Below are 20,673 nucleotides of genomic sequence, written 5' to 3' on the forward strand. Positions count from 1 at the left end.
TTCTTTTATTTTTACTGTTTTTTCTTTGATGATGTTATTCTTTCGCTGATCGTTTTCTTGAGTAGATGCATTCTTTAGGTTGCCCATACTGACTTAGCTTTGTTTCTGCTAACGTGATGCCAAAGCCCTTTCCATCAGGTACCAGCAGCTTGCCTTCATGCAAAGTTGCAGGCTGTGTAATGACATCATCATAAAAGTAACGATCAGAAGCGGAAAGATCCCCAGGAAAATGGAAAATATCTTGACTCGCAAATTGCAAATTCATGGCTCGCCCCACACCAGACTCAAACATGCCGCCTAACCAAACGAGTAGTCCATGGGTTTGACATCGATCAAGGATTCGCAAGGCTTCGGTGATCCCACCGACACGGGGGATTTTCAGGTTGATCGCACGGCAGCTGTCCAGGGCTGCGACGGTATCGACGTCTTCTGCCGTTCGAATATCTTCATCCAAACATAGAGGCGTCTTCATCTGACGCTGCAGCTGACTGTGCCCCACCAGATCTCGTACCTTAAGGGGTTGCTCGATCATCACCAAGCCAAAGTCATCAAGTGCCAAAATGCGTTCTGGCTCACTCTGATAGGCTCCGTTTGCATCTGCCATCAAAAGCAATTCTGGAAAGGCTTGTCGAATCGCTCGCAAGGGTACCAGATCTTGCCCAGGCTTGATTTTTAATTTGATTCGTTGATACCCTTGGGCGACATAATCGGCAACAAGAGCCACTAGTTTTTCGACAGAGTCTTGTATGCCAAGACTAACGCCAACAGCGACACTCGGTCGGGTTGCGGTATAAAGCTCTTTCACACTTTGATGCGTTTGCTTGCCATATAGATCCCAAATCGCTGTTTCCAAAGCCGATTTTGCCATGTAGTTTCCTTGGACCGTTTGAAACAGCTGACAAACTTCTTGCGGATGCTCGATCTCTTGGTCAATCAATAATGGGATCAGTGCTGTTTCAATCACTTGTCGAGCAGAAAAGAGGGTTTCTTCAATGTAATCTGGCTGCTCAAAAGCGACCAATTCACCGATGCCCATCGTTTTATCCTCTGTTGTCACCAAATAAAGATCAAAAGCTTTTTCTGTTAATTGTCCATAACTTGTCACAAAGGGTTGTTTGAGGGGCAAGCGACAGGCGATGCGTTCAATTTTTTCAATCTTCATTGCGTTCTCTCCTTGTCAATCAGCTGACTGTGGCCCCGATCCTTTTACAAACCATTGATCGATTTCATGACGAACCTGTGTCGGCTGTTCTAAATGGATACAATGTCCAGCATTAGCAACGACTTTGATGGTCATCTCTGGTTGCAGCTGCTTCATTTGGTGGGCGATTTTACGAAACTTTACATCTTTTTCCCCCGCTAAATAAAGAATTTCACAAGCTAGCTGCGGAAGTGCCGACCAACAGCTTGGCTGTTTGCCAGTACCACCGTAAATCAAGCTTACTGCCAAGCCAAATTTGTTTTGCTGCAAGCGTCCTTGCCGTACAGCAACCTGCTGCGCTAAAGGTAGCTCCTTTTGACTAGCAAACAACGGCAGTTCTTGCCAGTAATCGACAAAATCGACCAAAGGCTCCCTTAGTAAGCGCAACGCTAAGCGACGATCGTGCCGCTGACGAGCGAGTCGTTCCGCTGGATCAGCTAACCCAGGTGAACCACTCTCAAGCAAAAGATGGGTCACTGCCGTTGGTTTCATGACCGCCCAGACAAGTGCGATTCGCGCCCCCATCGAGTAGCCATACAGGCCATAACGTTCAATCCCTAACTTCGCTAAAAGGTGTGCGAGATCCTCCACCAGTAAAGGAAGTTCATAACGCATGGGATGGACATAAATCGATGAGCGTCCATGTCCAATCAAATCGATTGCCAATACATTGTAAGAACCTACCTCTGCAAAAACCGGTCGAAAGCTTTCCGAAGAACCCGTGAAGCCATGCAATGCCACAAGGGTTGGTAAGGATGGTCGATACGGCTGCAGCCACTGATAAAAATAACTGACGCCATTTATCGTGTCCTTCATTGCTGCGCTCCCGCCTCGCTAAACTGCTGTTGGAGTGCTTGCCAAGTATTGACCGGATCTTTTTGCTCACCCTTCACTTCGATTATTTGAAAGCGCGGCTGTTGACTTGTTTCCGCTAAAATCGTTTGAAACTCTAGCAAAGAGGTCGGTGTGTGCCAATCTGCCTCATATAAGGCCGCCACTTTTTGAAACTCAAGATCTAACGGAGTACCAAAGAGCGGGACAAAGTCGTTTGGTTCTAAGGTGTTTTGTGACAGAAAGGAAAAGATCCCACCACCGTTATTATTCAGTAAAATGATCGTTACTGGCAATTGATACTGGCGCAGTAGTTGTAGGCCGTTCATATCATGGTACAACGCTAAATCACCAATCAACAAGTAGGTAGGCTTTTGACTGGCGGAAGCAATCCCAGCCACGGTCGAGACAAGGCCGTCGATCCCATTGACGCCTCGGTTTCCATACACTCGATAAGTGGAGGTAGTTTTGCTGCCGTAGCGATCAAAAAAACGGATCGCATTGCTGTTTGCCAAAAGAATTTGCGCTTCTTCAGGCAAACATTGTTGGAGCATGCGCACAGCGCTGCTCTCATCCCATTGTTGCAACTGGGGACTTGCAGCAATCACCTGATCTGCCCGCGCTTGAAGTGCTTGCCATTGTTGTTGCCACGCCGTATGTTTGACGATCGGCAACTGGGTGATGGCCGCCACGAAGGCGCTGATCGCTGCTTCGATCAAATAGTTTGCCCGATGCAGCTGATCTTGCCACTGCCCTGATGGATCAACAAAGAGCCACGTCGTCGTATCCGCTGCTTTGTTCAACCATAATAGGACATTTTTAGTGACTGGTAAGCGACCAAAACGCACGACCACTTCTGGTTGGAAGGCAGAAGTCAATTGCGGGAAAACAAGATCGGCTTGACTGATAAATGTTCCTACTTTGGTACCGGCTGTCGCCAGATTGGTCAATGGATCACCGACGATCGGCCAGCCTAATTTCTCCGAAAAAGCCAGCAACTGCTGCGCTTCTTCGATCGTAAGGCTTTCTCCAGCAATCAGGATACCTTTCTTATCAAAGTAAGGGGCTAGCTGGGTGATCATCTCTGCTGACAGCTCTTGTTGTGGTGCCAGATAGCTCACGTCTTGCTGCATACTGCATTGGCGACTAAAGTCAGGCAACAGCGGCTCCCGTAATGGAAAGTTGATTTGGACAGGGCCTTTCGGCTGTTTTTGCGCTTCGATCGTGCAAGTTGCAGCTTGCCAAAAACTATAACGCAACAAAGCAGGATCGTTTTCTGGCACCGTCATCTCTACCATCTTTTTGACATGAGAGGCATACAAATTCTGTTGATCCATTGCCTGTGGCGCCCCAACGCCCCGCAGTTCTGGTGGGCGATCAGCCGTTAAGACGATCAGTGGCAAGTTGGTAGCTTCTGCTTCACAAACAGCTGGATAATAATTGGCTGCTGCAGTTCCAGAAGTACACAGTAAGATCGTTGGCTGGAGATCAACTTTGGACATCCCTAAAGCAAAAAAAGCAGCCGAACGTTCATCGACAGCCACCGTACAGGTGATCTCAGGATCACGATGCAATAGTAGCGCCAATGGCGTGGAGCGTGAACCGGGACTAATGACTGCTCGCTTCGCACCCGCTGCTTTTAGTCCTTGGATCGCCGCTAATAAATAGTCTGTCATGACTGTCTGATTATTCATCTCCTAAGATCCCTCTCCTCATCGGTTGAAATTTTAACCGTGTTTCTTGACGTTCGGATTCCGCATCTGAATCGGCAACGATCCCACAGCCCGCATACAGCGTTGCTTGATTGCCGCTAAAGAATCCTGAGCGGATCGCCACAGCAAACTCGCCAATATCTTCTTGAATACCCAACCAACCGATCGGTCCACCGTACATCCCTCTGCTGGCTGGTTCATGGGTACGAATCCATGAGACGGCTGCTTCTTTCGGTTCTCCCCCCAATGCTGGGGTCGGGTGTAGTTTTTGCACGGCGGTCAGAAAGTTGACCCCTGCCTTTCTTTGCCCTGCTAAAGGAACAAACAAATGCTGAATGTCACGATTTTTGATCACGGAACGGGCTTCTGATTGAAAGCCGTCAGCTAACAAAGTGGCCAATGCCGTTTCTAAGCGATCGACAACTACTTGATGTTCATGGGTATTTTTTGCGTCCGCTAAGAGGGCTTGTGCCAGTGCCTCATCTTCTTCTTTGGTTTTGCCTCTTGGTGCGGAACCTGCGATACTTACCGTTTCAAATTGATCGACAGTCGCTTTTAGCAAGCGTTCTGGCGTCGCACCAGCAAAAACATGGCCCCCATGTTCGATGGCAAAAAGATAGGTATTCGGCTGCTGTTGCGCCAACCGTTGCAACACCGCAGTACTAATGATCGACTGCTTCGTTTCTACCTTCATTCGTCTTGCCAGAACCACTTTTTTCAACGGTGTTTCAGTTGAGCGAATGGCTGCCACTGTCTCTTCGACCGCTTGCAGCCATTGGGGCACATCTAGTTCCTCTTGTGCCTGAAAAGCAGGCGTTTCTGCTACAAGACTCTTGTCCGGGTTGGCATGCAACCAGCTTGCGACTTTTTCCTGTAAGGCAGCGACTTTTTGTTGTCGTTGTTCCTCGGAAGAAGCGGCTACTGTATAAACGACGCCACACTGATCGCCAATTTTGCGAACCAGTATTTCTGGCAACGCAAAGAGACCAGCACCTAGCTCAGCCCAATCCTGACTGACTTCTGCCTGTTCATCAAAAGCAAAGCCGCCAACTAACTGCGCCTGAAAAGGTGCCTCTGGTTGATAGTGGGCTTGCTTTAAGAGAGAGCGGACTTCTGAAAAGTCTGCAAGTTTGGGTTGCGAAAAAGTGGCTAACCAACCCAACCCTACTATACTGGTCGTTTCATCAGGGGTACGCCAGAAGTAGCGTTCCCCTCGATATTCTTGTGCCGCTGCATAAAGAGCCAGTAAGTCACACCTTTCTATAGGTTGATACTCACTCAAATAGGTTTTCCCGGCAGCGATCGCTGCCTCATAATTACTTGTTGATTTGCTGTTCAATGTAGTTCACTCTTTCTTCACTCAGCAATAGCCTTTTTAAAACTTTACCGCTTGCTGTGCGCGGCATTTCTCGCACGTGATAAAAGCGGCGCGGAAATTTATAATGGGCGATCTGCCCTTCTAACGTATCCAATAAAGCTTGGAAGTGGATCGGTTGATTTAACGTTAAATAAGCCGCGACAGATTGTCCCCACTCCTCGTCTGGTTCCCCCACCACAGCTGCCTCTTTGACCGCTGGATGCTGCAACAAGGCTTGCTCCACTTCTGCGGGATAGATGTTTTCTCCACCAGATATGATCAGTTCGCTTGCACGACTGACTACATACAAAAAGCCCTCTTGATCAAGATACCCTAGATCTCCTGTGGCAAACCAGCCCTCTTGGTCCCACTGCTGTGGACTGCGATCGTTTAAGTAACGGGTCGTGATCGCCGGTCCTTGCAGTTGGATCTCTCCGATCGACTGGGTACTTTCAGCAGTCTGATGATCTGCCATTTTCGCATCAACCGCAATTCGTAAATGGACACCTTGCAGGGGAACCCCTGAGGAGCCGATTTTTTCTGAAGCTTTTTCTGGCGGCAATGCCACCACTTGTGAACAGGTTTCTGTCATCCCATAGGATTGGATCACAGAAAGCTGTTTTTGCTGGCATTTTTCCAATACACTTTTAGCAATCGGACCGCCGCCTAACAGTACATAACGCAACGAATCAAAGCCTTGTTTGGGCACCAAGGGCAGCAAATCTGTCAACATTTTTGCCACCAAAGAAACGATCGTCCCTTTCCCTGCTTCAAGGTCTTTTGCCATTTCTCCAGCATCAAAGCGCTCATATAAACGAACACTCATCCCAAGTCGCAAGGACCGTAAGAGAATTGATAACCCACTGATATGATACAGCGGAACTGCACAAAGCCAACAATCCTCGCTAGTGATGGCTAAGTTTTTTTGCGTCGCTTCGGCACTTGCTAGATGATTCCCAAAGGTTTGAGGCACACCCTTGGGATTGCCAGTCGTACCAGATGTATACATAATTGAAGCCACTTGCTCTGCTTGATAGATTGCTTCATTAGGAACAAACGAAGGAACAACAGAACCGATAAAAGCCTCCGCCTGTTTGATCGCTTGTCCAAAGGTCAAGTTGCGAACACCCGAAACCGCAGCCTGATCCGCCGTGATCACCCAGTCGCAGTGGGCATCTTGCAATTGGAAGGAGATTTCAGCGGCTGTCAATCGCGTATTCAGCAGCTGGACTTCGATCCCCAACTCCCATAACGCAAGGATCGTAAAGACCATTTCAGGGGAGTTATTGCTAAAAAGAGCTACCCGGTTTGGCTGATCAACGAATTGGGCTTGATAATAAGCAGCGTAAGCATAAACCTCTTTTTGCAAGGCAGCAAACGACCAGCTTTTTTCATGCCAATAAAAAGCTGGTCGTTCTGGATGAAGTTGTGCTTGCCTTTGCAGCCAACTCCCAGTCATTATGGGAATTTAGGGAATTGGTCGAAGTCTGGTTGACGTTTTTCTTTAAACGCGTCACGACCTTCTTTGGCTTCATCCATCGTGTAATACAATAAGGTCGCATCGCCGGCCAATTGCTGAATGCCAGCTAATCCGTCCGTATCGGCGTTCATTGATGCTTTGATCATGCGTAACGCCAACGGGCTCTTTTGCAGCATCGTTTCGGCCCATTCCATCGTTTCATCTTCTACTCGATCAAGAGGAACGACTGTATTGATCCAGTTCATCGCCAATGCTTCTTCGGCAGTATATTGTTTTGTCATGAACCAAACTTCCTTGGCTTTTTTATGTCCGATTGTCCGTGCAAGATAGCCCGAACCATAGCCACCATCAAAACTACCGACATTTGGTCCTGTTTGACCAAATTTAGCGTTATCAGCGGCGATCGTTAAATCACAAACCAATTGTAAAACATTTCCGCCGCCGATCGACCAGCCTTTGACCATGGCGATCACCGGTTTTGGTAACGTGCGAATCAAGCGTTGCAGATCCAATACGTTTAAGCGAGGAACCTGATCTTCCCCAACATAGCCACCGTGACCACGGACTTTTTGGTCTCCGCCTGAACAAAAGGCTTTATCGCCAGCGCCTGTCAAAATAATCACGCCGATGCCTGGTTCATCGCGACTGATCGAAAATGCATCAATCATTTCAAACACCGTTTTTGGTGTAAACGCATTGTGGACTTCTGGGCGGTTGATCGTGATCTTCGCCACTTTTCCATGTTGTTCAAACAAAATTTCATCGTACTCTTTTAAGGTTTTCCATTCTCTCATTACTTGTTCCTCCTCAATTCACATAGCTCTATTATACACATATCTAGTCGCTTTTCGTTAGAAATTGCTTTGGTTAAGGGAATTTCTTAAGACTTCTCCCCCTGTTGCCGACTTTCTGAGATCTTCGGCTATTTCTACCAAAACTCGTGCTATAATCATGGTAACTTTCTTAGAAAAAGGAGTAAAAAATGAATTTACTGGAAGCCTTAGAAATCGAAGTAGAAGCAGCAACAGCCGATTTTGTTCGTTTACGGATGCCGATCAAAGCGCAGCACAAACAGCCTTTTGGTCTCGTTCACGGTGGTATTAACGGTGTTTTGATCGAGACCGCCTGCAGCATCGGTGCCAATCAAGCCTTGGCTCAAGAAGAGGCCTTTGCCGCCGGCGTTGACCTGCAAGTCAACCATCTAGCCGCCGCCCAAGAAGGAACTCTGATCGTAGAAGCTAGTCCTGATCGCATCGGCGCTCGTATCCAAACTTGGCAAGCCACTATTTGGTTAGCTAGCGGGTTAAAAACTGCCGTTGGGCGTTGCACCTTAACGACTGTACGCAAATAATCCTTTACGCTCCTGCATTGTGCTCACGGGAGCGTTTTTTGGTCTGTTTTGAAGAAAGAGGTCACCAGTCAACGCCTTATTAAAGATATTCTTTCATTATAAAGCTATTGAGAATGTGAGCGTGGTTTTTTCGAAAGGTACGTTGTTTTTTTACAGAATGGGGGTCTTTCGTTATAATGTAGCTAAGAAAGCGAGGCTTATTATGAAAAATAACCGATTGATCCACTTTTTAGGCAGCAAAACAAGCTATTATGTCTTAGGACTGATTATCTTGTCGGCAGTTGCTGTCTTTTTGCTAAATCAGATTTCTTTTTTATTTACACCCTTTTCAGCCATACTTACAGCTATTATCCCACCCTTTTTATTTGGGCTGATCCTTTACTATCTGTTTAACCCGGTGGTCGATAAATTGGAATCGAAAAAAATTCCCCGCAGTGTTTCGATTGCTGGGATCTATCTGTTGATTCTTTTGTTGATCGTCTTTGCTGGTTTCCAGCTTTATCCGATTTTGGAGCAGCAAACCACCGATCTGATCAATAGCTTACCAAGTTTGGTCAGTGACTTTGAGAAAAACGCGACCGCCTTTTTAGAAAATACCCCATTTCAAGATGAGATGGTACAAATTACAGACACACTACAAAATATCACCAGTAATATCATGAGTTTTATTGGAGACTATTGGCAAACTGGTGCCGCTGGGCTCAGCAGTTTGTTTTCAACCATTTCGACCTTGTTCATTGCTTTGTTTACTGGACCGATCATTGCCTTTTTTTTATTGCGCAACCCCAACAAGTTTTATTTTTCGGTCCTCTCATTAGTACCACCTCGTTTTCGCAAAGACTTTAATGAAATCGTCAAGATCTCTGACTTACAAGTCGGTGCCTTTTTGAAAGGACAAATCATTTCATCCTTGATTTTAGGGGCGATCTATTGGGTCGTTTTCCTATTGATTGGCTTAGAGTATGCCAGTATTCTGGCGATCGCCGCTGGTCTGCTTTGTATCATCCCCTATATTGGACCTTTTATCGTCTTTTTCCCGGGGCTTTTCATTGCCGCACAAGATTCCACCGGGATGTTGGTTAAGTTTTTGATTGCTTGGTTTGCTGTACAGCTGCTTCATGGCGATTTAGTCGTGCCCCGTGTGATGGGTGACCGATTGAAAATCCATCCTATTACGATTCTGGTTGTTTTATTAGTAATGGGTGATTTGATGGGGATCGTTGGGGTGATTTTCGGAATCCCGATTTATTGTCTGCTAAAAGTTCTTGTCGTTTACGTGTTCCGCAAATTCAAGCAGCGCTACAACCGCTATTACGGTCAAGAGGGCAAATACTTCCACAGTGCCTTCACTAGCAAAGATTACCTAGGTGACGAAGACAAAGACACCAAGAAAAAAGCCTAAAAAACTGCCGCGAATCGTTGGTTCGCGGCAGTTTTTGTCTATTTTATTTCATCTCATGTTCCAAAAAGAAATGATAGAGCGCCCCTAATAAATTGGCGTCATTTTGAAATTTGCAGGCTTGGATTTCCGGCTTCGTCAAGGTCTGCTGCAAAATCGGTAAACTAGCCAGCAGTTGTTGATACTGACGGTCGATTTCTTCCACCACGATCGCTTGGGCACTGATGCCACCGCCAATCACGAAGCGCTCTAAGTCGATCACGGCTTGAACATTGAGTATGACACACGCGATTTCTCGGCAATACGCTGTAAACAGCGCCCAGACCTGGGGCTCTTTTTGATTGATAGCGTCAAAAACTGCTTCACCATCCGCAAGATCAGCTAAGCCTAGCAGTTGGGCGCTGCGGCGAATCATGGCGACCGCTGAACCGCTAAAACCTGCCAATTGCTGCAGGGTCAATCCCTGATTATTTGGTTGCTCAGCGTTTTCTTGAGCATCGCTTCTCTTAGTGGCATTTAGTAGAAAACTTAATTCCCCTGCTTGAAAATGTGCACCTTGGATCAGTCTTCCTTCAACGATCACACCACCACCCAAACCAGTACCTAATGTTATGGCAGCCCCATTTTGAATCCCTTTAAGGTTTCCTAGCCACCATTCAGCTAATGCGGCTGCCTTGCCATCGTTGGTCACAGCCAGCGGCACTTGGTACTTTGCCAGCAGTTGTTTTAAGGAGACTCCATCTAAAAAAGGCAATGCCCCGCCAAACGAGATCGTCCCTGTCTCTGGGTTGACTTTTCCTGGGGTACTAACAGCAATGCCCCGAATGCTTCCATGAACGTCCTCAACGATCGTTTCAATCCCTGTCAGAAATTCCGTAAGATTTTTCGGCGTATCCATCCGTCCTCGCGTCAGAATATTCCCCGAGCGATCAATGACAGCCGATTTGATTTTCGTGCCGCCGATGTCGATGCTTAAATAGTTTTTATTCACTGAATCCCACCCTCTGCTTCTACTGCCCATCGCAGGACGGTTTTGGCTTTATCTGGTGAGACTTTTCGCGGATCAGACAAATAGATTTCTCGATGCTGGAACGTGTCCATCGTTGGACGGATCACTAACTGTTCTTGTTTTAACAGCTCCTTCATTTTCGCAAATGTTTCCGCTTCAGTGTCAAAAGAACCTGTATGCATCGCTTGCAGACACAATCCTTCTTCATAGCGCTCAAAGATAAGCTTTTCTAGATTTGGATTGTCTTTCTTCTCTTTGACTGCCAAGAGCTGTTCTTGAAACAGTGTTTCCGTGACTGGTTCTGGTTGGCGAATCATGATTTTGTAGATCAATTCTTCTTTGTTGACGGCACCGTCTGGCTTTGTCAGAGAGGTCCATACGCCTTCTAAAGGAAAGACCGTGTATTCAAAGGGTTCATTGCCAAAAGCCCCTTTTTTCAATCCCATCCTGAGTGAATAAGAAATCGTATATAAAGCGGCGATCTCTTCGCTGAATTCAGGACGATTCGGATTGCCGCTGCCGCTCAAACTGATAAATTGATACGTTGGCACCTCGATCACTGTTGGTTTTTTGGGAAGATAGAGCTCTTTTTCTAGTTTGCGCCATTCATACTTCATAAGGACCCTCCTCGATTTGCTTTTCTTTATTTTACCATGAATCACTTGAACCAAACGAATGAAATATAGGCTGTTTAAGTGAAGGAAAATAATTTGGGCAGCACCATTTTCATACTAACAACTAGTTTGACATTACAGAAATTCCTCTATCTTCCTTGCCTTCGCTCATTGTTTTACTATGAAAATCTCCTTTCTTCTATCTTCTCAAAAACAAAAACTGCAGAAATCAATTCAAGAAGAAAGTGATTTCTGCAGTGATCGAGCCTCGGCTCTTTTTTTATTGTCTTACAGCCTCATTAGCGGCAAAGCGTTTTGAAAAATGTTGTTCTAATCGCTTTTGCCCGGCTTCAATCAAAATGCACAACAGCCAATAGATGATGGCAACTAGCACATACATGGACATGTAATCAAAGGTTCGTCCGCCAACGATCTTAGCTTTTTGAAAAATATCAGGAATCGTGATCATTGCTGCCAAGGAGGTTCCTTTCAGCAAATCCATTGCCACATTACTCAATGCCGGTACAGAAATACGAAAGGCTTGTGGCAAAATAATCAGACGCATCGTTTTCGTAAAGGATAACCCTAACGCATAGGCAGCATCAAATTGCCCACGATCCACACCAGCAATTGATCCTCGGTAGATTTCCCCGATAAATGCGCTGCTGGTCAATGTAAAACAGATGATCGCAGCACTGAGCGCCGACAATTGATAAGGCAAGCCAAAATACAGTAGGAACAACAAGACCAACGCTGGGACGCCTCTTAGAAATGAGAGGTAGCCCCGCACGAACCCTCTAATGAATGGATTTTCCAACATCCCTAAGAAGGTGAGTGTGATCCCTAATACGTTGCCTCCTAGAAACGAAACGACAGCAATGCCGACCGTATAGGACAAGCCCGACAGCAAATAGGGCAATGACTCCCACATCAACGGCAAATCAAGGGTTGGAATATACATTAGTCTGTTTCAACCGTTTGGATCGCTTGATCAGATTTTACTGAAATATCGGTTTGAAAATACGTTTCCGCAAGTTCTTTTAAACGGCCGTCTTCTTTCATTTCTGCTAAAACAGCATCCACTTTTTCCTGTAATGCTTGATGATCTTTCACGAATAAGAAGCCCGTTTCATTCGGATTAAAGTAGACATCTTCCAAAATTTTTACAGGGATATCTGGCAAAGCAGCGACTGCCATTTTTTGCAAATAGTAATCATTCAAGATCACATCCGTTCGACCATTCGCAACATCTGTCAAATACTGATCATTCGTTGCGTTGTCGTAAGTCACTAATTCTGCCCCATAGGATTCCGCTAAGCGCATGTAGCTGGTATTCGGTTCACCAGCAGCTTTTTTGCCATCCAAATCTTCTAAAGAAGCAATCCCAGAGTCATCACTTTTTCGCACGATCATACTATCGAACGAGTATTTGATAGGCGTTGAGAGACTGAATTTTTCCGCCCGTTCATCCGTCAAACCAAAATCGTTGGCAGCAAAATCAGTTTCTCCACGTGTTAAAGAAGAAACTTGTCCATCGACATTGTACTCTTTAAATGTGATCTCTACGCCTAATCGCTTGGCGACTTCTTTTGCCACATCGACATCATAGCCCACTAATTCATTTTCATCGTTATAGTAAGACGATGGATACAAGGTTCCCGAAGTAGCAACAACCAATGTTTTGGCTTCTTCCACCTTGCTTAGACTGGTGTCTTCTTCCGTTGGTTTGCTGCAGGCACTTAACAAGACTCCCGCAAATAAACCTAAAAAGCCAACCATTGCAACGATTTTCCCTTTTCTAACTTGTTTCATAATATCCTCCTCTTAGTCTCCTTGTTTTGGCAACAGAAATCGTTGCTGTGTTTCAAATAAATAGCCGACTTGGAAAAGTAGATCTTCTCTGCCTTTAGACGCCATAAATTGGATCCCTAGCGGCAACCCTTCCTCGCTAAGAGCAGTTGGCAAGCTGATGGCTGGCTGCCCCGTTAAATTGGCTAATTGAGTGTAAGGTGTCAGAGCATAGCTCTTGGCAAACATTTCTTCGATCAACTCACCCGCAGCACTTTTTCCAAGCGATTCGATCTCATGCAGTCTTTGGCGAATGCTATCGCTTTGTAAGGCTTCCTCAATCAAAGGGGCTGGATAAGCCGTCGTCGGGGTCAAAAAGAGATCATAGGTTGAAAAGACTTCTTCCATTTTTTCTGCCAATTGATCCCACCACTGCAAGGCAAGAACGTAATCGGCGGCAGGCAGTTTTTTGCCATATTGGTAAAGTGCCCAGGTCATCAATTCCATCTCTTCCCGTCTGACCGGTACTTGACGAGCAGCATTGATCTCAGCAAACATCGCAGCTGTTTCGCCGCCATTCATGGCGTAATAGGTGGTCATCATTTGCTGACCAGCCACTGGATAGCCCACTTCAACGACTTCATGCCCCTGCTTTTCTAAAAATGCGGCTGCACTTCGGACTGCTTGGATGGCGGTTTCAGACACTTGGCCACCGGTCGGCGATGCGGTAGTAAAAGCAACCTTCAACCGCGTTTTTTGACTCGCTTGCTGATGATGCCATTCTACTTGCGGTGCCTGATAAGGGGCAGTCGGCTGTGACGTCCGCAACGCATAAAACAACTGTTCCGTATCACGCATGGAAAGCGTCAACGCAAAGTTGATAGAAGCGCCTTGCCAGCTGCGCCATTCACTAGGACCCACTGGCATCGTGCCACGGGTTGGCTTCAAACCGATCAATCCGCTAAAGGATGCTGGAATGCGGATCGATCCGCCGCCATCACTGGCACCCGCAATCGGAAACATCCCCGAAGCCACTGCCGCTGCCGCACCACCACTGGAACCACCAGCTGAATAGGCAGGATTCCACGGATTACGTGTAGGCCCATACAATGTTGGATCAGTGATATTTTTGAATCCAAATTCTGGTGCATTGGTTTGCCCTAACGGCACAAAGCCTGCCTCTTCTAAACGAGAGACAAAATGTGCCGTGCGGCTGGCTCGTGCTTTAGCAAACAGTTTGGCTCCTGACGTTGCTGGCCACCCTGCTTTGGTTTGGCCGAGTATTTTTAACGGCATGGGTTGTCCCCCAAAAACCGTTTTTTGAAGATGCTGCTCGTAATGCTGGATCGCTGCTTGCGGATCAAATGTTACAAGCGCATTCAAAAGCGGATTTTGTTGATTGACTTTTTCTTCGATCATCGCCACCCGCTCTGCAAAACTGATTTTTCCTTGCCGCAATTGTTCCGCCCAATAGGTCGCATCTTGCATGCTTGCCCCTCCTTTTCCTCAAACCCTCAAACAATTATCTAAACTGTAACACATGAAAAATTCTTCTTTATATAGACTACAATATACCAAACACTAGGAAATCTTTCAACAAAAATAGAACAGTTTTTAAACCTGTATCATATCGTTATCAAACGTTCCCATCTTTTTACTACCAGTTGTCGACCAACGCTTCTTCTTAGCTGTCCCCATCATTACCTAACAAAAACGGCACATCGCCAAACGATGTGCCGTTTTGATTTACTTATATTTTTCTTCCAGCTTGCTCATCCAAAGACCTAACCAAGCCCCCAAGACAAACAAAATAATTCCGATGACAGCCGTTACCCAAGTAAAGCCGCTATAGTTTGCCACCGGAGGAATCACGATCAATATCGTTGAGGCAATAACGATCCCTAAAATGAAGTGATAGACTTTTGAATGATAATGGGTCAATAGCCACTCCATCAATTTCGAAAACAGCAGCATCACTGCCAAGCCGCCAATGGCGATCGGTAGAAAGACCCCCATGATGTCAAAGCTCTTAAAGCCTTTCAACATCGGATCATAAAGTCCCAAAACGAGCAAAAGGTTTGAAGGACTCAAGCCAGGAACCAAAACACCTAACGCGATCAGACCGCCGGCGATCACAAAACCTATGAAATTGGCAGGGATCGTTCCTAAGATATCACCCATAAAATAGAGGAACAAGAAGCCGATGACCATGCTGCCGAAGAACCAAAGCAGGTCGCCGGTTGTCCGTTTGCTTTTCAAGGTCGATTCTTTAGCAAGTGCTGGTAACGTCCCAATAATTGCCCCCGCAAAGCCCCACAAAACGATGATTTGATAGTTTTGCAGCAGCCACTCTAATGGCTTTGATAAAAGCCCGATCCCTACGATTCCCCCGATCCCTACTGGCAGGAAAAAGAGGAGATTCTCTTTAAAATTCTTCGTCAGATGTGCCATAAAGCGCAGCATCCGCTCATAAATGCCTAAGATGGCTGCCAATACGCCACCTGAAACACCAGGCAAGATAAAGCCCAAGGCAATCACCACGCCTTTAAGAAAACGTGACAAAATACTTTCGTTTCTCTGTTTTTCCATTTACAATTGCTCTCCTTAGCGATGGTTTTCACCAATCGTTCTTTTTTCATCAATCCCTTTAACTATACTTGATTGCCAAAAAAATGGAAAGTAATTTCTAATTCCTCATACAAAGGCAGAATTCAAAGTTCTTTCAGCATCAAGAAATCCGTCTGCTCATCATCCCCCATAAAAAAGGAGTGACTGCCAACTCTTTCAAAGCCCATCGTATGATAAAAAGCCAACGCATTGTCGTTAAATTCCCAAACGCCTAACCAGATCGACTTTTTCTGCAGCTCTTTAGCGGTCTCTTGGGCAAACAGCAGCAGTGTTTTGCCATAGCCTCTGCGCTTATGTTCTTTTTTAATATAGATTCGTTCAATTTCCAACCCCTCTGGGGCGATTGCTTCCGTTTGCGCCTCACCCCAGTTAAGTTTGATATATCCTACGGTTTGATCATTATCTTGTAAAAAATAAAACGCCGACTGCGGATTTTCTAACTCTCGGGTCAGTTTCGGCAGATTGTAGGCTTCTTCTAGATAGATACGAGTATTTTCCTCCGTATTGAAAGGAGCAAATGTATCGTAATAGGTGGATACGCTGATTTCTCCCAATTCTTCTAAATCTGCCAAAGTACATCGTTTGATAGCCATCAAAACGCCTCCTCATTTTTTCAAGCTATTCTATCACATCTCCATCATCCCTTGCAAAAGCAAAAAGGACAGACAGCTTTCCCCACTGTCCGTCCTTTCATAGACTTACTCTTTTATAACCAAGAGCCAGAAAACTGATGGATCACCATCGTACTCGGATCTTCCTCGACCTCACCAGTGATATAGCTTTTTGGTGAAAACGTCATTTGCGGGAAGATTTCTACACCCTTAACGGTTTGTCGTTGATTATTCAATTCTAATCCGTGGTTTTGCAACAGTTCCGTCACTCGGATCACATTGGTGACGACATCTTCCGTTTTTTCTGCCCGGACAAATTTTCGGTCATCGTAATCGTGGTACCATTCTTCCATAAAGGGATGATGCGGCACCGCTCCAATGATCCCAGTAGAAATCTTGGTTTCGATCTCAAAGCCCATAAATGCCTCCAGTGTCAAGAGCTCATCTAAAGGTTTGACCACCTCGATATCGGTATCCATATAAATACCGCCTTCTGTCACTAACGCATACAAACGAACCACATCTGACACAAAGGCCCATTCTTCTTGGTCATAGGCCTCTTTTAGATAAGGACCGAATTTTGAAAGGTCGATCGTTGATTCATCCCAACGTTTGATCTCATAATCCGGACAATATTTTTTCCAGGTATCCATGTATTTCTTTTCTTGTTCACCTAATGGATTGCCGCCAAACCAGCAATAATGAATAATTTTTGGAATCATCAATCTCTCTCCTTTAGTTTATTGGTCTCTTTTAAGTGTAGCTGATTTTGCAATTGTTTCAAAATCATATACACTTTTTTCAGCGAAAGCAGTTGCTCCTGCTCCTGGGCATGATCAGAAAAATCCATTAAAAAAAGCACCAGAATCAGCGATTCTAGCGCCTTTTTGAGGGATTACTTATAAATAGCGATTGTCCCGTAAAACGGCTTTTTTAATATCTGCCACCGTTTGCGTCCCCGCAAGCTGCATGACCATCTCCAATTCTTTTTTGAAGAAATCAAAGACTTGTTGAACACCGGTAGCACCACCTAGAGCCAACCCATAGATCACTGGGCGGCCGATCGCCACTAGATCTGCTCCGCAAGCAATCGCTTTAAAGACATGCTGTCCTCGCCGTACCCCGCTATCAAAGACGATCGGCGCCCGACCTGCCACTGCTTCAGCCACGATCTGTAAGGAATCAAAGGAAGCTGGACCACCATCCAATTGGCGTCCCCCGTGATTTGAGACCCAAATCCCTTGTGCACCTGCCCCTAAAGCTCGTTCCACATCTTCTTCTGATTGCACCCCTTTGACATAAACTGGCAAGTCAGATTCTTTGGCGATAAAAGCGACATCCTGGGGACTTAATTTTTGTTTTGAGGAGCCGTAAACGGCATCCATCGTTTGTCCGATCCCTGATTGATAGGCCTGAACGATCGGCATTGCCAACGGAAAGGTGAAGCCATTGCGGCGATCCGTTTCTCGATTGCCCCCAACAGTTGCATCTGCGGTCAAAACGATCGCTTTGGCGCCATTGCGTTTTGCCATCGCCAAGATGTCTTTATTGATGCCATCGTCTTTACTCATATAAAATTGGAACCACTGCGGCGCTTCTTGACCACCAGCTGCTCGGATTTCTTCCAACGTACAAGAGGCATACGAACTCGCCGTATAGATCGTGCCAAAACGTGAAACACCTTTGGCTGACGCTTGTTCTGCCGCAACATTTGCTAAGCCGTGGGCGGCAACAGGCGCCATAATGATTGGCGCTGACAACGTATCGCCGCCAAAGGACAACGTTGTGTCCGGTAATTCAATGTCCTTTAAGACATGAGGAATGATCAATTTGTGATTGAAGGCGCGTTCATTTTCTTGATAGGTAAAAATATCCCCCGCACCACTGCTGATATAGCCATACCCACCTTTAGGAATCACTTCCTCTGCCGCGATCTCCAAATCGCGCATATTGATAAAATCGATTGCTCCTTCTGCGGTACTTGCTTGATAAATTTTTTCCATGCCTTTCCCTACTCTCCAATAAGATAACGTTTACATTTTCATCCTACCCCTGATTGCAGGATCACGCAACTCATTCGCTCACTCCTGTCAAATAGGCTTCTTTTACTTTCCCACTCAAGACAGCCCTCCATTTGAGTGGGCTGAATTATTTTTTTGTTCGTACGAAATATTCTGCCAATAACAACGGCTGAATCGTTGGATATGTCCAGTTGGCAGGCGGCTCTGCCATTACATAGATTGCTTCGATCTCTGAGGTCAATTCATCCTGCAAGTCCGTGATCTGGGCTTCAAACACCAAGCCGTAATCGGCCTCCCCGTTTTTTTCTAAACCATAGATAAATAACGGTTCTAGGGTAAAGTGCTTGGCGCCTGTTTCTTCTTTTAATTCACGGGCAGCACACTCTGTGATGCTTTCTCCTAGTTCTCGCTTGCCTCCAGGAATCTCCAAGGTGTCTCGTTCTTTGTGTTTGACATAGACGAACTTTTCTTGGTACTTGCTGATGATCACGGCAAAAACTAGCTGCTCTTCTGCGATCTTTTCAAGCTCGAATATCGTTACGTTACTCATTTTTCTCATTCCTTTCAAAAAAGCAGACATGCTTCTAAAATAAACAGTCGTTAAATCAAAAAAAGTGCTGATCCCTTATGGAAAGGGTCAGCACTTGCAACTTATTACTCTTCTTCTTCCGCCATGAATGTGTTGAAGACTTCTTCAATCATATCCCATTCTGCTTCTGTTTCGATCTGTTCTAATTCACCTTCAGAACCGTCTTCGTTTTCAATATAAGCGTACGCTTGTAATTCAACGTCTTCTTCTTCTGGTACGCCTGCTGGATAAAGCAAGACGTAGTTGCGGCCGAATTCTTCTGTACCGTCAACCGTTAATAGAATTTCGTATAAGGTTTCATTTCCTTGATCATCGATTAAAGTAATGTGTTCATGTCCTTCATGATCGTGATCGTGGTTATGATCGTGTGTATGTTCTGACATTTATTTTCCTCTTTTCTGTAAATTAAAACAGCTGTTTCCCAGCACCATCTAAATAATTCTGCAAAATCATGACTGCTGCTAATTTATCAATCACTTTTTTTCGTTTGGCACGCGATGTATTCGCCTGTTCTACCAGCATTCGTTCTGCTTGAACGGTCGTCAGACGTTCGTCTTGGTAAACGACCGGCAAACCGAATTGCTGTTCGATCGCTGCGCCGTAAGCCATAGAAGCCTCCGCTCTAGGTCCGATCGTATTATTCATATTTTTAGGTAGTCCTACCACAAAACGTGAGACTTCATATTCTTTCACCAATTCAGCAAGTCGATCATAACCGAAATTGCCTTCATCTTCATTGATGCGAATGATCTCGATCCCTTGTGCTGTCCAGCCCATTGGGTCACTGACCGCCACGCCGACTGTCCGCGAACCAACATCCAATCCCATGATTCTCATTATAGGTTGATCCCGTGATTGCCTAAATAATAACGGATCAGAACTTCCATGATCTCATCCCGTTCGTGACGACGAATCAAATTCCGGGCATCCCGATAACGAGGAATGTAAGCCGGGTCGCCAGAAAGGAGATAACCGACGATTTGATTGATCGGATTGTATCCTTTTTCCTCTAATGCTCGGTAGACGATAGCTAATGTTTCGCTGACTTCTTTTTTACGGCTATCATCAAAATCAAAGCGAACTGTTTCATCTGTAAAACCCATTTCACGACACCTCTCTTTTGTATAGATTTTAGCATATGTTCCTACTATATTGTACTAAACGTTTGATAAAACTACAAACATATGCTTAGATTTTCTCCATTATAACAAAGGTTTATGATGTTTTTATGAACTTTCTTAAAAAAAGCTAGAAAGCGCGGTAGACATACTGGTTTTCTGGTGCTTCAATCGTCTTCTCTTGGTCTGCTACCACCATCGGTAAGTCTCGTTTAAAGGGTTGATAGTACTTCGATTGGATCGTCCCTTCTACATGGAGCCACTGGTTATTTTCTGCCGTTGTTTGTTGCGGTAATTCCACTCGCAAGCCAAAAACGCCTGAATCAGCCACACAATGGATAATGCCAAAACGAAACAAAAAGATTTCATTGGCATCATCTTGATCTGCATGGTACACAAATCCATCATAGGTGATTTTCTTGCCAATAAATTCGCTCGGGTACGTATAGATCAACTCCATGACTTCCAAGTAATTTTCTTCCGTTACCGCAATCGTCTCATCTTTGGCGTAACGTGCCAACGCTGCATCCATCTGAGTGTCATAATCTTCTTTGTTAAAATAAAGACTTGTATCGGGTTTCAGATATTGGGTCGTCATTTCTGGATCCCCCACAGATTCTTCACTTAGGGGGAAATTAAACCCTTTTGCTTCAACGATCGTCGTATCCAAGCTAACGGTGGGGAAAAAGAGACCCACGATGATCGGTAAGGCTAATAGAAAATACGCAATCACTCGTTGGTGTTTTTTCTCCAATCCATGCTGATGCTCATCGTCATGATGATGCTCAGGCTCTTGTTTGACCCAAAAATACAGCTGGACCAAAGCCAATAATAAAGAAATGATCATGGATAAAATAGCGAGATAGCGATAATGAATGTTGATAAACTGATTGAGTTTGCCCGTCACTTGCAAGTACATCATCAATTCAAAATAGCCTGATAAGATCAAAAAACGAACCATTCT

22 protein-coding genes are annotated in these 20,673 nt (G+C 45.4%); 2 read left to right on the plus strand and 20 right to left on the minus strand.

All coding sequences use genetic code 11. From position 1 onward, the window contains the following. Positions 1-34: 34 nt before the first annotated feature. The 6 genes from menC to menB are packed head-to-tail and all read right to left on the minus strand — an operon-like array spanning position 35 to position 7,375. Positions 35-1,162 (minus strand): o-succinylbenzoate synthase, encoded by a 1,128-nt coding sequence (gene menC / locus IGI76_RS12900; RefSeq protein ID WP_231434774.1) that lies wholly within the window; start codon positions 1,160-1,162, stop codon positions 35-37. A 15-nt stretch (positions 1,163-1,177) separates the two neighbouring features. Beyond that, complete coding sequence (gene menH / locus IGI76_RS12905) at positions 1,178-2,017, minus strand: 2-succinyl-6-hydroxy-2,4-cyclohexadiene-1-carboxylate synthase (protein WP_231434775.1); 840 nt, start codon at positions 2,015-2,017, stop codon at positions 1,178-1,180. Beyond that, positions 2,014-3,726, minus strand: a complete 1,713-nt coding sequence (gene menD / locus IGI76_RS12910) for a 2-succinyl-5-enolpyruvyl-6-hydroxy-3-cyclohexene-1-carboxylic-acid synthase (RefSeq protein WP_218213204.1) — start codon at positions 3,724-3,726, stop codon at positions 2,014-2,016. Before menD ends, menH begins: the two co-directional genes overlap by 4 nt. Continuing rightward, positions 3,719-5,083: an isochorismate synthase gene (locus IGI76_RS12915; RefSeq protein WP_231434776.1), complete on the minus strand. Its 1,365-nt coding sequence runs from the start codon at positions 5,081-5,083 to the stop codon at positions 3,719-3,721. Before IGI76_RS12915 ends, menD begins: the two co-directional genes overlap by 8 nt. Further along, positions 5,061-6,560: an o-succinylbenzoate--CoA ligase gene (gene menE, locus IGI76_RS12920; protein WP_231434777.1), complete on the minus strand. Its 1,500-nt coding sequence runs from the start codon at positions 6,558-6,560 to the stop codon at positions 5,061-5,063. Before menE ends, IGI76_RS12915 begins: the two co-directional genes overlap by 23 nt. Beyond that, entirely contained in the window at positions 6,560-7,375 is an 816-nt protein-coding gene (gene menB, locus IGI76_RS12925; RefSeq protein ID WP_005228595.1) for a 1,4-dihydroxy-2-naphthoyl-CoA synthase, read from the minus strand. Before menB ends, menE begins: the two co-directional genes overlap by 1 nt. A gap of 188 nt (positions 7,376-7,563) precedes the next feature. On the opposite strand from menB, the gene IGI76_RS12930 reads away from it, so the two are divergent. Both IGI76_RS12930 and IGI76_RS12935 read left to right on the plus strand, forming a co-directional pair. Further along, on the plus strand, positions 7,564-7,932 hold the full coding sequence (locus tag IGI76_RS12930) for a PaaI family thioesterase (protein WP_005228593.1): 369 nt from the start codon (positions 7,564-7,566) through the stop codon (positions 7,930-7,932). 202 nt (positions 7,933-8,134) lie between these two features. After that, positions 8,135-9,334: an AI-2E family transporter gene (locus tag IGI76_RS12935; protein ID WP_231434778.1), complete on the plus strand. Its 1,200-nt coding sequence runs from the start codon at positions 8,135-8,137 to the stop codon at positions 9,332-9,334. 43 nt (positions 9,335-9,377) lie between these two features. Here the strand turns inward: IGI76_RS12935 and IGI76_RS12940 are convergent, their stop codons facing one another. The 14 genes from IGI76_RS12940 to IGI76_RS13005 all read right to left on the minus strand — a co-directional run bounded on the left by IGI76_RS12940 (position 9,378) and on the right by IGI76_RS13005 (position 20,670). Further along, the gene (locus IGI76_RS12940; protein WP_231434779.1) at positions 9,378-10,322 is read right to left on the minus strand and encodes an ROK family protein; all 945 of its coding nucleotides are present in this window, start codon (positions 10,320-10,322) and stop codon (positions 9,378-9,380) included. Beyond that, positions 10,319-10,957: a GyrI-like domain-containing protein gene (locus IGI76_RS12945; RefSeq protein ID WP_005228587.1), complete on the minus strand. Its 639-nt coding sequence runs from the start codon at positions 10,955-10,957 to the stop codon at positions 10,319-10,321. The genes IGI76_RS12940 and IGI76_RS12945 overlap by 4 nt, the downstream gene beginning before the upstream one ends. A 277-nt stretch (positions 10,958-11,234) precedes the next feature. Then, positions 11,235-11,915: an amino acid ABC transporter permease gene (locus IGI76_RS12950; protein WP_060792812.1), complete on the minus strand. Its 681-nt coding sequence runs from the start codon at positions 11,913-11,915 to the stop codon at positions 11,235-11,237. Next, positions 11,915-12,766: a transporter substrate-binding domain-containing protein gene (locus IGI76_RS12955; RefSeq protein WP_060792811.1), complete on the minus strand. Its 852-nt coding sequence runs from the start codon at positions 12,764-12,766 to the stop codon at positions 11,915-11,917. Before IGI76_RS12955 ends, IGI76_RS12950 begins: the two co-directional genes overlap by 1 nt. A 12-nt stretch (positions 12,767-12,778) precedes the next feature. Next, entirely contained in the window at positions 12,779-14,230 is a 1,452-nt protein-coding gene (locus IGI76_RS12960; RefSeq protein ID WP_231434780.1) for an amidase, read from the minus strand. Between the two features lie 258 nt (positions 14,231-14,488). Continuing rightward, the gene (locus IGI76_RS12965; RefSeq protein ID WP_015510213.1) at positions 14,489-15,331 is read right to left on the minus strand and encodes a DUF368 domain-containing protein; all 843 of its coding nucleotides are present in this window, start codon (positions 15,329-15,331) and stop codon (positions 14,489-14,491) included. 122 nt (positions 15,332-15,453) lie between these two features. After that, the gene (locus IGI76_RS12970) at positions 15,454-15,963 is read right to left on the minus strand and encodes a GNAT family N-acetyltransferase (RefSeq protein WP_010749840.1); all 510 of its coding nucleotides are present in this window, start codon (positions 15,961-15,963) and stop codon (positions 15,454-15,456) included. A 113-nt stretch (positions 15,964-16,076) separates the two neighbouring features. Beyond that, positions 16,077-16,703: a glycosyltransferase family 32 protein gene (locus tag IGI76_RS12975; RefSeq protein WP_010749841.1), complete on the minus strand. Its 627-nt coding sequence runs from the start codon at positions 16,701-16,703 to the stop codon at positions 16,077-16,079. 177 nt (positions 16,704-16,880) lie between these two features. Continuing rightward, the gene (locus IGI76_RS12980; protein ID WP_010749842.1) at positions 16,881-17,984 is read right to left on the minus strand and encodes an alpha-hydroxy-acid oxidizing protein; all 1,104 of its coding nucleotides are present in this window, start codon (positions 17,982-17,984) and stop codon (positions 16,881-16,883) included. Between the two features lie 145 nt (positions 17,985-18,129). After that, positions 18,130-18,552, minus strand: a complete 423-nt coding sequence (locus tag IGI76_RS12985) for an NUDIX hydrolase (RefSeq protein WP_060791370.1) — start codon at positions 18,550-18,552, stop codon at positions 18,130-18,132. A gap of 104 nt (positions 18,553-18,656) precedes the next feature. Beyond that, positions 18,657-18,974 (minus strand): DUF1292 domain-containing protein, encoded by a 318-nt coding sequence (locus IGI76_RS12990; RefSeq protein WP_005228559.1) that lies wholly within the window; start codon positions 18,972-18,974, stop codon positions 18,657-18,659. Positions 18,975-18,996: 22 nt separating this feature from the next. Then, the gene (gene ruvX / locus IGI76_RS12995; RefSeq protein ID WP_005234242.1) at positions 18,997-19,428 is read right to left on the minus strand and encodes a Holliday junction resolvase RuvX; all 432 of its coding nucleotides are present in this window, start codon (positions 19,426-19,428) and stop codon (positions 18,997-18,999) included. Then, complete coding sequence (locus IGI76_RS13000) at positions 19,428-19,694, minus strand: IreB family regulatory phosphoprotein (protein WP_005228556.1); 267 nt, start codon at positions 19,692-19,694, stop codon at positions 19,428-19,430. Before IGI76_RS13000 ends, ruvX begins: the two co-directional genes overlap by 1 nt. Before the next feature lie 145 nt (positions 19,695-19,839). Continuing rightward, positions 19,840-20,670, minus strand: a complete 831-nt coding sequence (locus IGI76_RS13005; protein WP_005228555.1) for a TIGR03943 family putative permease subunit — start codon at positions 20,668-20,670, stop codon at positions 19,840-19,842. Positions 20,671-20,673 lie beyond the last annotated feature (3 nt).

This window comes from Enterococcus sp. DIV2449a (assembly GCF_051711225.1).
GTDB lineage: Bacteria > Bacillota > Bacilli > Lactobacillales > Enterococcaceae > Enterococcus_D > Enterococcus_D casseliflavus.

Coding starts and splice junctions, on each gene's coding strand:
- menC (WP_231434774.1), bottom strand. CDS start 1,162: ATGAAGATTGAAAAAATTGAACGCATCGCCTGTCGCTTGCCCCTCAAA.
- menH (WP_231434775.1), bottom strand. CDS start 2,017: ATGAAGGACACGATAAATGGCGTCAGTTATTTTTATCAGTGGCTGCAG.
- menD (WP_218213204.1), bottom strand. CDS start 3,726: ATGAATAATCAGACAGTCATGACAGACTATTTATTAGCGGCGATCCAA.
- menE (WP_231434777.1), bottom strand. CDS start 6,560: ATGACTGGGAGTTGGCTGCAAAGGCAAGCACAACTTCATCCAGAACGA.
- menB (WP_005228595.1), bottom strand. CDS start 7,375: ATGAGAGAATGGAAAACCTTAAAAGAGTACGATGAAATTTTGTTTGAA.
- IGI76_RS12930 (WP_005228593.1), top strand. CDS start 7,564: ATGAATTTACTGGAAGCCTTAGAAATCGAAGTAGAAGCAGCAACAGCC.
- IGI76_RS12935 (WP_231434778.1), top strand. CDS start 8,135: ATGAAAAATAACCGATTGATCCACTTTTTAGGCAGCAAAACAAGCTAT.
- IGI76_RS12945 (WP_005228587.1), bottom strand. CDS start 10,957: ATGAAGTATGAATGGCGCAAACTAGAAAAAGAGCTCTATCTTCCCAAA.
- IGI76_RS12950 (WP_060792812.1), bottom strand. CDS start 11,915: ATGTATATTCCAACCCTTGATTTGCCGTTGATGTGGGAGTCATTGCCC.
- IGI76_RS12955 (WP_060792811.1), bottom strand. CDS start 12,766: ATGAAACAAGTTAGAAAAGGGAAAATCGTTGCAATGGTTGGCTTTTTA.
- IGI76_RS12960 (WP_231434780.1), bottom strand. CDS start 14,230: ATGCAAGATGCGACCTATTGGGCGGAACAATTGCGGCAAGGAAAAATC.
- IGI76_RS12965 (WP_015510213.1), bottom strand. CDS start 15,331: ATGGAAAAACAGAGAAACGAAAGTATTTTGTCACGTTTTCTTAAAGGC.
- IGI76_RS12970 (WP_010749840.1), bottom strand. CDS start 15,963: ATGGCTATCAAACGATGTACTTTGGCAGATTTAGAAGAATTGGGAGAA.
- IGI76_RS12975 (WP_010749841.1), bottom strand. CDS start 16,703: ATGATTCCAAAAATTATTCATTATTGCTGGTTTGGCGGCAATCCATTA.
- IGI76_RS12980 (WP_010749842.1), bottom strand. CDS start 17,984: ATGGAAAAAATTTATCAAGCAAGTACCGCAGAAGGAGCAATCGATTTT.
- IGI76_RS12985 (WP_060791370.1), bottom strand. CDS start 18,552: ATGAGTAACGTAACGATATTCGAGCTTGAAAAGATCGCAGAAGAGCAG.
- IGI76_RS12990 (WP_005228559.1), bottom strand. CDS start 18,974: ATGTCAGAACATACACACGATCATAACCACGATCACGATCATGAAGGA.
- ruvX (WP_005234242.1), bottom strand. CDS start 19,428: ATGAGAATCATGGGATTGGATGTTGGTTCGCGGACAGTCGGCGTGGCG.
- IGI76_RS13000 (WP_005228556.1), bottom strand. CDS start 19,694: ATGGGTTTTACAGATGAAACAGTTCGCTTTGATTTTGATGATAGCCGT.
- IGI76_RS13005 (WP_005228555.1), bottom strand. CDS start 20,670: ATGGTTCGTTTTTTGATCTTATCAGGCTATTTTGAATTGATGATGTAC.